The sequence below is a fragment of the Phytopseudomonas punonensis genome (assembly GCF_900142655.1).
Taxonomy (GTDB): domain Bacteria; phylum Pseudomonadota; class Gammaproteobacteria; order Pseudomonadales; family Pseudomonadaceae; genus Aquipseudomonas; species Aquipseudomonas punonensis.
Genome location: NZ_FRBQ01000001.1, coordinates 182927 through 194907 on the forward strand (window position 1 = coordinate 182927; position 11981 = coordinate 194907).

Sequence of the window (11981 nt, forward strand, 5' to 3'; positions counted from 1 at the left end):
CGACATACTCTTGATCACCAGCCCCGCTGCGCGCCAGCGCTTCAAGGTTGCCGGCGCAAACTGTTACCATGCCGCTCTTTACAGAACTACCGAGATCACCATGACCGTCACCCTGAAGACGCCCGACGAAATCGAGAAAATGCGCATCGCCGGTCGCCTGGCCGCCGACGTACTGGAGATGATCGCCGAGCACGTCAAACCTGGCGTTACCACGGACGAGCTCAACACCATCTGCCACAACTATATCGTCGACGTGCAGAAGGCCATCCCGGCGCCGCTCAACTACGGCGCAGCGCCAGGCCGTCCAGGCTTTCCGAAATCCATCTGCACCTCGCTCAACCACGTGGTGTGCCACGGCATCCCCAACGACAAGCCGCTCAAAGAAGGTGATGTGATGAACATCGACATCACCGTGATCAAGGACGGCTACTTTGGCGACACCAGCCGCATGTTCCATGTCGGCAAGGTGCCGGAGTGGGCCGAACGTCTGTCGCGTGTCACCCAGGAATGCCTCTACAAGGGCATCGAAGTGGTTCGCCCGGGGGCGCGCCTTGGCGACATCGGCGAAGTGATCCAGAAGCATGCCGAGAAAAACGGCTTCTCGGTGGTTCGCGAGTTCTGCGGCCACGGTATCGGCTCGGTGTTCCATGAAGACCCGCAGGTGCTGCACTACGGTCGCGCCGGCACCGGCATGGAGCTCAAGGAGGGCATGACCTTCACCATCGAGCCGATGATCAACCAGGGCCGCCCGGAAACCCGCGTGCTCGGTGATGGCTGGACCGCGATCACCAAGGATCGCAAGCTGTCCGCCCAGTGGGAGCACACCTTGCTGGTCACCGCCGACGGCTACGAGATCTTTACCTTGCGCAGCGACGACACCATCGCCCGCACCTCAGCCTGATACGAGCATCACTCTATAGATGAAGGAAGGCCGCCGCATGTCGCTGCTAGACGCCGAGTTGTTTGATCGCGGCCAGTTCCAGGCGGAACTGGCACTCAAGTCCAGCCCCATCGGCGCCTTCAAGAAAGCCATCCGCCGTGCCCACGAGGTGCTCGATGCACGCTTTCGCGAGAACCGCGACGTGCGCCGCCTGGTCGAGGACCGGGCGCGCTTCACCGACCAGATCCTGCTCGAAGCCTGGAAGCGCTTCAGCTGGAGCAGCGAGGCGGAAATCGCCCTGCTGGCGGTCGGCGGTTACGGCCGCGGTGAGCTGCATCCCTATTCGGATATCGACCTGCTGATTTTGCTCGGCAGCGATGATCAGGAAATCTTCCGCGAGTCGATCGAAGGCTTTCTCACCCTGCTCTGGGACATCGGTCTCGAAGTCGGCCAGAGCGTGCGCTCGGTGGCCGAATGCGGCGAAGAGGCACACGCCGACCTGACCGTCATCACCAACCTGATGGAAAGCCGTACCATCGCTGGCCCCGAGCACCTGCGCGAACGCATGCAGGAGGTGACCGCCAGCGCCCACATGTGGCCGAGCAAGGCGTTCTACCTGGCCAAGCGCGACGAGCAGAGGGCCCGCCACGCCAAGTACAACGACACCGAGTACAACCTGGAGCCCAACGTCAAAGGTTCACCCGGCGGCCTACGTGATATCCAGACCATCCTGTGGGTGGCGCGCCGGCATTTCGGCACCTTGAACCTGCACGCGATGGTCGGCCAGGGCTTCTTGCTGGAAAGCGAATACGCCCTGCTCGCCTCGTCCCAGGAATTTCTCTGGAAGGTGCGCTACGCCCTGCACATGCTCGCCGGGCGCGCCGAAGACCGCCTGCTGTTCGATCATCAGAGCAAGGTTGCCGAGCTGTTGGGCTACAACGAAGGCGATACCAAGCACACCATTGAGCGCTTCATGCAGAAGTACTATCGCGTGGTGATGGCCATCGCCGAGCTGAGCGACCTGATCAACCAGCACTTCGAGGAAGAGATTCTGCGCACCGGCGACAGCAGCCCGGCGAAGCCGCTGAACAGCCGCTTCCAGGTGCGCGACGGCTACATCGAAGTCACTCACGCGAACGTCTTCAAGCGCACGCCGTTCGCCATCATCGAAATCTTCGTGCTGATGGCTCAGCACCCGGAACTCAGCGGCGTATGTGCCGACACCATTCGCCTGCTGCGTGACCATCGCTACCTGATCGATGACGAATTTCGCCGCGATATCCGCAATACCAGCCTGTTCATCGAGCTGTTCAAGTGCGAGCAAGGCATCCACCGCAACCTGCGGCGCATGAACCGCTACGGCATTCTCGGCCGTTACCTGCCGGAGTTCGGCCATATCGTCGGGCAGATGCAGCACGACCTGTTCCACATCTACACGGTCGACGCCCACACGCTCAACCTGATCAAGCACCTGCGCAAGTTCAAGTGGCCGGAGCTGGCGGAGAAATTCCCGCTGGCAAGCAAGCTTATCGATGAGCTGCCCAAGCCCGAACTGATCTACCTCGCCGGCCTTTACCACGACATCGGCAAAGGTCGTGGCGGCGACCATTCGGAGATCGGCGCACTGGATGCCGAAGCCTTCGGCAATCGCCACCACCTGCCCGCCTGGGACACCGGCCTGATCGTCTGGCTGGTGCAAAACCACCTGGTGATGTCGACCACCGCACAGCGCAAGGATCTCTCCGACCCGCAGGTGATCAACGACTTCGCGGCCTTCGTCGGCGACCAGACGCACCTGGATTACCTGTACGTGCTCACCGTGGCCGATATCAACGCCACCAACCCGACACTGTGGAACTCCTGGCGCGCCAGCCTGATGCGCCAGCTCTACACCGAAACCAAGCGGGCGCTGCAACGCGGCCTTGAAAACCCAGTGGAGCGCGAGGAGCAGATTCGCCTGACCCAGAGCGCCGCCCTCGACACCCTGGTGCGAGGGGGCACGGATCCTGATGATGTTGAGCAGCTATGGTCGCAACTGGGCGATGACTACTTCCTGCGCCACACGGCCAATGACGTAGCCTGGCATACCGATGCGATTCTTCAGCACCCGAGCGACGCCGGCCCACTGGTATTGATGAAGGAAACCACGCAGCGCGAGTTCGAAGGCGGCACGCAGATCTTCATCTACGCGCCGGATCAGCATGATTTCTTCGCAGTGACAGTAGCGGCGATGGCGCAGTTGAACCTGAACATTCACGACGCGCGGATTCTTACCTCGACCAGCCAGTTCACCCTCGACACCTATATCGTGCTGGAAGCCGAAGGCGGCTCGATTGGCGACAACCCGCAGCGCATCAAGCAGATCCGCCAAAGCCTGATCGATACGCTGATGCACCCGGATGAGTACCCCAACATCATCCAGCGTCGCGTGCCGCGCCAGCTCAAGCACTTCGCTTTCGCTCCCCAGGTGACCATCCACAACGATGCCCAGCGGCCGGTCACCGTGGTCGAGCTGACCGCCCCGGATCGCCCGGGCCTGCTGGCCAAGGTCGGGCGCATCTTCCTGGATTTCGACCTGTCCGTGCAGAACGCCAAGATCGCCACCCTGGGCGAGCGCGTAGAAGACGTGTTCTTCGTCACCGACGCCAACAACCAGCCGCTGTCCGACCCCGAGCTGTGCGCCCGCCTGCAGCAGACCATCATTACCAAGCTCTCGGCGAGCAGCAGCCCGAGCCCGCAGCAGATCAGCATCTAAATGCAGCGCGGCCCCCTAAAGGCCCGCGCTGTCGTTTCAGATCCGGAAGCTGTCGACCAGCTGTTTGAGCCGCCCGACCTGCTGATCCAGCTCGGTACAGGCGCTGAGGCTGGCCTGCAGGTTGCGCACGCCATCCTGGTTCAGCGTGTTGATCTCGGTGATGTCCATGTTCAGGCTTTCGATCACCGAGGTCTGCTCCTCGGTTGCGGTGGCCACGGACTGGTTCATGCCGTCGATTTCACCGATGCGGCGGGTCACGCCACGCAGGTTCTCGCCGGCCTGCCCGCCGATACGCACGCTGTCGTCACTGAAGCGGCGGCTTTCGCTCATGGTCGCCACAGCGTCACGCGCACCGGTCTGCAGTTGCTCGATCATCTGCTGGATTTCCTGCGCGGAGCTTTGAGTGCGCTGGGCCAGGTTACGCACCTCATCGGCAACTACCGCGAAACCACGCCCTGCTTCACCGGCACGCGCAGCCTCAATGGCGGCGTTGAGCGCCAGCAGGTTGGTCTGCTCGGAGATGCCCTTGATGACGTCGAGGATCTGGCCGATGTCGTTGCTCTTCTCGCTCAGCAGTTCGATGTGATTGCCCGAAGCCTGGATTTTCTCTGACAGGTCGCCCATCGAGCCCAGGGTGCGCTCTACCATGCCCTGGCCTTCTTCGGCATCACGGCGTGCTTCGCTGGCCTGCACGGAAGCATCGGCAGCGTTGCGGGCAATTTCCTGGGCAGCCGCACCAAGCTCGTTGATCGCAGCCGCAACGCTATCGGTACGCGCCGCCTGCTCGCTGGAGTTGCCCATGGAAGCGTTGGACGCCTGCACCACGGTACTCACGCGCGAATGCACTTCACGGGTGGCCGAAGCCACTTCGCGGATCGACTCGTGAATACGCTCAACGAAACGGTTGAAGGCACCGGCCAGCTGGCCGAATTCGTCGCCGGAGTCGATTTTCAGACGCTGGGTCAGGTCACCCTCACCCTCGGCGATACCGCCCATGGCGTGGCTCATCACATGCAGCGGACGCAGCAGGATGCGGATCAGCGCACCAAGCAACAGCAGAATGGCGATGACGCCGATCACTGTCGACATCAGCGCCGAAACCCGGAACTCACGCAGTGCCGCGAAGGCCTTGCCTTCATCGACCGACAAGCCGACATACCAACGCACGCCAGCCAGGCCTTGTACCGGCAGGAAAGAAACAATGCGCGCACTGCCGTCAGCTGCAGAGACGTTCTGCAGACCCGCTTCCAGGCGCGGCGCGGCGCCGGGGAACAGATCGGTCAGCTTCTTCAGCACCAGGCTCTTGTCCGGATGCACGAATACCGTGCCCTTGTCGTCGACCAGGAACGCGTAACCCATGCCGCCCAGATCGAAGGAGTTGAGGATGTCGTCGATGGTCTGCAGCTTGAGATCGCCGCCCACTACGCCTTGCAGGGTGCCGCCAACGCTGACCGGACGAGTGATGGTGATCAGCAGGCCATCGCGCGGGTCGGCTGCCAGATAAGGCTCGGTCAGGCCCGGGCCGCTGGCACCAACAGCGCTCTTGTACCAAGGGCGCTGACGCGGATCGTAGCCAGCCGGCAGTTCGCTGGGCGGAAACTGTGTGTAGGTGCCGTCGTTCTGGCCGTAGTAGGCATACAGGAAAGCAGACGCCACGCTGCGGTGTTGCAGGTTTTTCGCCAGTGGTGCTGGCGAGCTGTCGTCCTGAACCGACTCGGCCAAGTTATCCAGCAGCTGCATCCGCCCGGAGAGCCAATGCTGGATGTTACCAGTCGACACCTGACCAACATCGTGCAGATAGTTATTCAGATTGTCGCGAATCGCCGTGCGCTGCAGATAATCGTTGTACAGCGCAAAGGATGCGAAGGCCGCAATAACCACCAGGGAAGCAGCCAGCATGATCTTGTGGCTGAACTTGAGGGTGCGCATGAGAGAACTCTCGCTAGAAAAATGCAGGGGACGGTTTACGGTCAGCTTATCGGCCTAAAGCGGCGCATCTTTAGCGACATACCAACAAAGTTGACCAAATGGACAGACTCATGCGGTACAGATAGCGCGGGGTCTAGAGCCGCATTGCACAGCTTTCTTCGCGGTGCATTGATGATCACGCAATCATTTTCCCGAGGAATCGTTCTCGATGCTTGAGCGACACGCGCCAAAGGTTATCCGCGTCGATAAGCAATTTTCCTGACGGCGCCCACGTGCTAGTGTCCACGGCTTTGTCGCCGCCTTACAAAGGACCCGTCGGATCGCCATGAACCACGCCCTCGCCCAGCTGCAGCCCTACCCCTTCGAGAAACTGCGCGCCCTGCTCGCCGGTGTTACGCCTGCCGCGGATCGTTCGCCCATCGCGCTGTCCATTGGCGAGCCCAAGCACCGCTCGCCGGCTTTTGTTGCAAAGGCCCTGACCGACAATCTCGACCAATTGGCGGTCTACCCGACCACCCTGGGTGTTCCGGCGCTGCGCGAGGCCATCGCACAGTGGTGCGAGCGCCGCTTCAAGGTGCCGGCCGGCTGGCTGGACGCTGCCCGCCATGTGCTACCGGTCAACGGTACGCGTGAGGCGCTGTTCGCCTTTACCCAGACTGTCGCCCAGCGCGATGTCAACGGGCTGGTGGTCAGCCCCAACCCGTTCTATCAGATCTATGAGGGCGCAGCCCTGCTGGCCGGCACCCAGCCGCATTACCTGCCATGCCTGGCCGAACACGGCTTCAATCCGGACTTCGATGCCGTAGCAGCCGAGGTGTGGCAGCGCTGCCAGATTCTGTTCCTTTGCTCGCCGGGCAATCCGACCGGCGCGCTGATTCCCGTCGACACACTGAAGAAGCTGATCGCCCTGGCTGATCGGTATGACTTCGTGATTGCCGCGGACGAGTGCTACAGCGAGCTGTACTTCGACGAAGAAAACCCGCCAGCCGGCCTGTTGACCGCGTGCGCCGAGCTTGGCCGTAGCGATTTCAAGCGCTGCGTGGTGTTCCACAGCCTGTCCAAGCGCTCTAACCTGCCGGGCCTGCGTTCGGGCTTCGTTGCGGGCGATGCCGAGATTCTCAAGGCCTTCCTGTTGTACCGCACCTATCACGGCTGCGCCATGCCAGTGCAAACCCAGCTGGCCAGTATCGCTGCGTGGCAGGACGAAGACCACGTGCGTGCCAACCGCGACCTGTACCGCGAGAAATTCGACGCTGTGCTGGAGATTCTCGGTGACGTGCTCGACGTGCAGCGCCCGGACGGTGGCTTCTACCTGTGGGCCAAGACGCCAGGCGATGATGCCGAATTCACTCGTGGGCTGTTCGCGCAAGAGCACGTCACCGTGGTGCCGGGCTCGTACCTGTCCCGCGAAGTGGCTGGTTTCAACCCGGGCGCCGGCCGAGTACGTATGGCGTTGGTGGCACCGCTAGCCGAATGTGTGGAAGCTGCAAAACGTATTCGTCGTTTTATCGAAAGCGCTTAAAACCCTGTTGCTGAGGGCAAGCAACTGCCCTCAGCGCCATAGCGTTAACCTGCCAGTCGGGTAACGGTCAGCACCACCGCTGCGATGCGTTCGACCTTCTCATACCCCGGCTTCAGCAGCTCCTCACCGAATACGTCCGGGTCCACTTCCTCGTAGCGCCAGGCCAATGCCCGGTCACCAAGGCTACGCTTGACGTAAGCCAGAAACGGATCACCTGCCGCCGTCATCGCCACGCCGGTATATAGCAGCAGGCTGCCACCGGGCGCCAAGCGGTTGATGGACGCTTCCACGATCGCTTCAGACAACCCTGCACCCAGCTCACCACCACCATCGCGATAGGCACGGGCCTCGGCGTCGAGCATATAAGGCGGGTTGGCGACGATCAGGTCGAAGTCGCCCTCGACGTTTTTCAGCAGGTCGCTGTGCACGGCTTCGACGTTATCTACTTTGGCAAGCGCGGCATTGACACGCGTGAACTCCAGCGCCCGTGGGTTGATATCCACTGCCAGCACCTCGGCAGCCGGGCGCGCCAACGCAATGCTCACCGCTCCCGGGCCAGCGCCGCAGCAGATATCCACAGCGCGAGAAATCGTCACAGCGGACGGCGTATTGAGAAACGCATCGATGGCCCGCACGAAACGGTAGGTATCAGGCCCGAAGAATACGGCGTCGGTTTGCTGCGTCGGGTAACGCGAGTGCACGAACAGATTGCCGTCCAGATTCGCCCAGCGCACGGCGCTGAATAGCTTCTCGCCATCGTGTTGAAGTATCTCGGCGGCTTGCATCAGCTCGAACAACTCGCCGCCCACTAAAGCTGGCGTGAACGGGCGGCTCCAACCAAATACACCACGCAGGTCATGAGCCTCGGCATTCTCGCCTCGCGCGTTGACGCGCTCGTGAGTCAGCGGCGTACCGGTGATAAATCGATAGCCTTGTTTATTCAGCGCTTGGCCGAGGCTCAGGAGTGACTGTTGTGCGCTGTTTTGCTCGCTATGCATCGTTGCCCCGCTGAGGTTATTGGAGATAAGCGTTGAACAGGCGCGTTGCCAAAAGCCCGGCTGGCGTGAAATGGCTTGCCGGCGACATCAGCTCGATCAGTTTGCTGGCCTGCTGCTGCACCGGCATCTCCCGCAACGTGGCATGCAGCGCCTGGGCTTCATCGTCCAAACCTGCAGCCTGCTCGGCGCCGGCAGGCGCTGGGCGGCGACGGTTGCGACCACGGGTGCGCGGAGGCGCCCAGCTGCCAGCGATCCAGTCGTGCAATAGCTGTTGTTCATAGCTGCTGAACACCCCGAACATGGCCGCTCGCTCGCCCTGCACCAGTTGCCAGAAGCGGCTGCTCTGCGGGTCTTCGTTACGGCGAATCCAGCCGCGTTTCTCCAGGGCCTCGAGGAAGGCGCGCACCTGACCCGGCTGGCTGAGCCATTCATTCACGGTGCGCCCTTCGATGCGGCAGTAGTCCGAGTGCACTTGGGTGGCGACTTCGCGCTTGCGCTCGAGCATCGCGCAAACCTCATCTTCGAGATCGAAGGCGGCGATCACTGCGGTAGAACCCACGCCCAGGTCGTTGAGCTGATAGCCGCGAATCACTCGGCGATAGAACTCGTCCCGATCACCGACCACCGGAAGATTCTCCAACACCGCCTGCACGGCTTTCTGCGCATGACCGGTACTGGCGTTGTCGATGGTCACGTGCAACTGAAAGTAGTACGGGTCGACATCCAGCTCGGTCAGCTCGTAGCTGGTAATCAGCAAGTGCAATGGCAATTGCTCATAACCGAGGTTATAGCCGATCACTTCCGGCAAATATTCGTCAGCCAAGTGGCCCAGCGCGAGTTGCTGAGCGCCTTGAAGAAAGTGGCCATCCTCGAGCTCGGCCAACTCATCACAACCATTCTGTGAGAGCAGCTGCTTGTAGAGCACCACGTGGTTCATGGCTGGAACGCCGTCACCTAGCTCTTCAAGATAGGTACGCAGCAACGGCCGCAGGCGCAGCTCCTGCCAATGCGCCAGTAGGCCATACAGCCAAGCGCCGTCGACCAACTTGGTAGGCGCCACGTGACGCAGAAAGTACAAGGCGTGCGCACGATTGGCGAAGTAACGTCTCGGGACGCCTTGGCGCCGCTCCTGCAGATACTTCCCGTACGCCTCGGTGGTGCGCTGCGCGCCATCACGCATCCAATCCAGCAATGCCTCGGGCCGCAGCGGCACGTCGCAGGGCAGCTCTTGTGCTTGTTGCAACTGCGCGTCGAGAAAGTTGCACGCCTCGTCCAGAGCGCCCTCGCTCAGCTGTGGCTGAAGCAGGCGCTCGTAGAGATCACGGGCCGGGCCGCGTTGAAGCAGGCTGCAGCTATGGCGGGGCGTGGTGAAGATCGGCGTCAGAGTCGTCATGGTCAAAGCCTTGCGTGGGCAGTTCAGGAGCGCCTGCGAAAGGATCAACTCGCAGCACGCTCAGGCATTTTTTAGGGTGGCCCTTGTCGCGATAACCCAGCTCGCCAGGTCTCGGCACATCGTGGCCTTATGGAATAGGGAGAAGGCTGCGGGAAAAAAGATTCAACCTTGGGGATCAGCGGTAACGCTTGCCGAGCCGGCACAGGTAACAGATGTGACAGCAAGCGCAGTACACCGCCGTTCAGACATAAAAAAGCCAGGCTGGGCATTGCCCACCTGGCTGCTCGATTACCTTGCCCCACTGCATGCCTGCAGCGGAGCAGGACCCTCACTCGGGCTTGCGTGCAGCTCCCGAGCCGATATCTGCACCGGTAATCGAATCCAGCGCGGGATCCGACGCGGTGCGCTGCGCCATTTGCAGCAGCGTTTCCGCCTGCTTGGCGGGCAGCATCACCTGCGCAGTGCCGTCACCGCCGTCGACCGCCGGCTGCGGGTTGTCGACGAACTCCCACTGGTCGCCCTCGTTCCACGGCCCCCGGCGATCTTCTTCACCCTGGGACAGGTTGAAGTACACGCCCGTGAATTCAGGCATACCCGGCAGCTTGCCTTGCGGGAAGTTGGGTTGGATGGCATGCAGCGCCTTCTCGAACGATTTCTGGTGCGCCAGTTCGCGGGTCATCAGAAACGTCAGGGCATCCTTGATACCGGGATCGTCGGTCACGTTGATAAGCCGCTCATAGACGATCTTGGCGCGTGCTTCTGCCGCGATGTTCGAGCGGAAATCCGCGGTCGGCTCACCGATGGTGTCGATATACGCCGCCGTCCAGGGCACGCCTGCTGAGTTGGTCAGCGCCGGGCCCCCACCGTAAAGCAGCGAGGTGATGTGCGAGTCGTTGCCGCCCTCGGTCAATGAGCGGTACAGCGCGGCTTCTTCCTCCACCGCCTCGGCCAAATCGCCTTTGGCCCCCTTGTTGAGCATGCCGACTATGGAACCGATGATCTCCAGATGGCTGAGTTCTTCGGTGGCGATGTCCAGCAGCAGATCTTTGCGGCCTGCGTCGTCTTCAGCCAAACCCTGAGTGAAATAGCGCATGGCTGCCGCCAACTCGCCCTGCGGCCCGCCGAATTGTTCGAGCAGCAGATTCGCCAAGCCTGGATTAGGCCCGGCGACTCTCACCGTATATTGCAGTCGCTTGTTATGTACGAACATGAAGTGCTCTCCTCACCGGTAATAGTTCCCTTCCCGTATCGCTCCCTGCCCTTGAGGGCTTGTATTAACCGAATACGAAAGCACGACGCTAGTTCAAGAAAAAAACCAACTTTCAAACAACCGAAACGGCAAACTTCCAGCTCAACTCATAGTTAGCCGTTTCGCTTACAGGCCACTGGCGAAATGTAATGAACCTACTGGCAAACCAACTTCACGCAAGGCTTGGCGACCGATAACATTTTGAATATCGATCATAGCCACGGAAAATAAAAACCTGCCAAGCTGGCTGTGCGAATATGCATAGGCCGTACAAAGGCGCCGGCCACACAGGAATAGCGGCTACACAGCTATCCAGACTGGAAGCGAACAACGACAGTAAGCGAAGCGATTAGGTGGCCAAGAGACAATTTCTTATTCTCATACAACTCTTATACAAACCACTATCACAACACCATCACTTTATACCGCTTATCGCGACCTTATCTTTTAGTTCGAACATTTCCCCGCAAAGCCTTCTCGAACTTTCACCTGTCAAGCAAGGCGGGCTTTACCGAAGAAGAATTGGCAAAACAAACCCAGACAAAGGGCAGACCCTGTATTCCTCGGTAATTAACGAAGCGCTTTAACAAACGCAGCGTCATTAACCTTTCCAACTACGACAGCTGCTAATGGCCAGACCAGTACGCAATTTTGCGAATGGTTCTATCCCCAGCAGACTTGTCTTAACAAGGAGTCATCATGAAACGCACAGGTGTATTGATCAGCGCAACCGTCGCCCTGCTACTCGGCCTTACTGGTCTCGCCCACGCCGCAGACAAGGTCAGCGCCAACGACTTTGCCGAGGAGGCTTCGGCCAAAGGGATCGCGGAAATCGAAACAAGCAAGCTGGCGCTCGAAAAAGGCAGCCACGCCGAGGTGAAGAAATTCGCGCAGACCATGATCGACGACCATACCCGCGCCAATGATGAGCTCAAGGCCCTCGCCAAGAAGAACAACCTCGAACTTTCCGATGGCGCCGACCTGATGAACAAGGCCAAAGCCATGATCCTGCAGGTACGCGATGGCGAAAACTTCGACAAGGCTTACGCCAACAACCAGGTCGTCGCCCATGAGCAGGCCATCGAGCTGTATCAGAAAGCCGCAGCCTCCGATGACGCCGAGGTGAGTGCCTGGGCGAAGAAGACCCTGCCGAAGCTGGAACATCACCTGGAAATGGCCAAAGAACTGCAAAACCAAACTCGCCAGTAATCAAATTGCTGGGCTCGGCACCCGTAGAGCCCAGCCATGACGGGGG

Annotated in this window: 8 protein-coding genes; 4 read left to right on the forward strand and 4 right to left on the reverse strand. The window is 60.6% G+C overall.

Annotation, left to right across the window (positions count from 1 at the left end):
* Positions 1-100 precede the first annotated feature (100 nt).
* Positions 101-901, forward strand: coding sequence for a type I methionyl aminopeptidase (map, locus tag BUC40_RS00855; RefSeq protein WP_073263810.1), 801 nt, complete (start codon positions 101-103; stop codon positions 899-901).
* Positions 902-938: 37 nt separating this feature from the next.
* Positions 939-3635 carry a [protein-PII] uridylyltransferase gene (locus BUC40_RS00860; RefSeq protein ID WP_073261683.1) on the forward strand — a complete coding sequence of 899 codons (2697 nt, stop codon included), beginning with the start codon at positions 939-941 and terminating at the stop codon, positions 3633-3635.
* 36 nt (positions 3636-3671) lie between these two features.
* Here BUC40_RS00860 and BUC40_RS00865 read toward each other — a convergent pair whose 3' ends face one another.
* Positions 3672-5564 (reverse strand): methyl-accepting chemotaxis protein, encoded by a 1893-nt coding sequence (locus tag BUC40_RS00865; RefSeq protein ID WP_073261685.1) that lies wholly within the window; start codon positions 5562-5564, stop codon positions 3672-3674.
* Positions 5565-5889: 325 nt separating this feature from the next.
* On the opposite strand from BUC40_RS00865, the gene dapC reads away from it, so the two are divergent.
* Positions 5890-7086, forward strand: a complete 1197-nt coding sequence (gene dapC, locus BUC40_RS00870; protein WP_073261687.1) for a succinyldiaminopimelate transaminase — start codon at positions 5890-5892, stop codon at positions 7084-7086.
* A 44-nt stretch (positions 7087-7130) separates the two neighbouring features.
* Here the strand turns inward: dapC and BUC40_RS00875 are convergent, their stop codons facing one another.
* The 3 genes from BUC40_RS00875 to BUC40_RS00885 all read right to left on the reverse strand — a co-directional run bounded on the left by BUC40_RS00875 (position 7131) and on the right by BUC40_RS00885 (position 10687).
* Entirely contained in the window at positions 7131-8084 is a 954-nt protein-coding gene (locus BUC40_RS00875) for a methyltransferase (protein ID WP_073261689.1), read from the reverse strand.
* A 16-nt stretch (positions 8085-8100) separates the two neighbouring features.
* Positions 8101-9477, reverse strand: a complete 1377-nt coding sequence (locus tag BUC40_RS00880) for an iron-containing redox enzyme family protein (RefSeq protein ID WP_073261691.1) — start codon at positions 9475-9477, stop codon at positions 8101-8103.
* Between the two features lie 328 nt (positions 9478-9805).
* Positions 9806-10687, reverse strand: coding sequence for a manganese catalase family protein (locus tag BUC40_RS00885; RefSeq protein WP_073261693.1), 882 nt, complete (start codon positions 10685-10687; stop codon positions 9806-9808).
* Positions 10688-11425: 738 nt separating this feature from the next.
* Between BUC40_RS00885 and BUC40_RS00890 the strand changes: the two genes are divergently transcribed.
* Positions 11426-11935, forward strand: coding sequence for a DUF4142 domain-containing protein (locus BUC40_RS00890; RefSeq protein WP_073261695.1), 510 nt, complete (start codon positions 11426-11428; stop codon positions 11933-11935).
* The last annotated feature ends 46 nt before the right edge of the window (positions 11936-11981 follow it).

Excerpts from the sequence above, each read along its gene's own strand:
- dapC (WP_073261687.1), top strand. The coding sequence starts at position 5,890 with ATGAACCACGCCCTCGCCCAGCTGCAGCCCTACCCCTTCGAGAAACTG.
- map (WP_073263810.1), top strand. The coding sequence starts at position 101 with ATGACCGTCACCCTGAAGACGCCCGACGAAATCGAGAAAATGCGCATC.
- BUC40_RS00890 (WP_073261695.1), top strand. The coding sequence starts at position 11,426 with ATGAAACGCACAGGTGTATTGATCAGCGCAACCGTCGCCCTGCTACTC.
- BUC40_RS00865 (WP_073261685.1), bottom strand. The coding sequence starts at position 5,564 with ATGCGCACCCTCAAGTTCAGCCACAAGATCATGCTGGCTGCTTCCCTG.
- BUC40_RS00885 (WP_073261693.1), bottom strand. The coding sequence starts at position 10,687 with ATGTTCGTACATAACAAGCGACTGCAATATACGGTGAGAGTCGCCGGG.
- BUC40_RS00875 (WP_073261689.1), bottom strand. The coding sequence starts at position 8,084 with ATGCATAGCGAGCAAAACAGCGCACAACAGTCACTCCTGAGCCTCGGC.
- BUC40_RS00880 (WP_073261691.1), bottom strand. The coding sequence starts at position 9,477 with ATGACGACTCTGACGCCGATCTTCACCACGCCCCGCCATAGCTGCAGC.
- BUC40_RS00860 (WP_073261683.1), top strand. The coding sequence starts at position 939 with ATGTCGCTGCTAGACGCCGAGTTGTTTGATCGCGGCCAGTTCCAGGCG.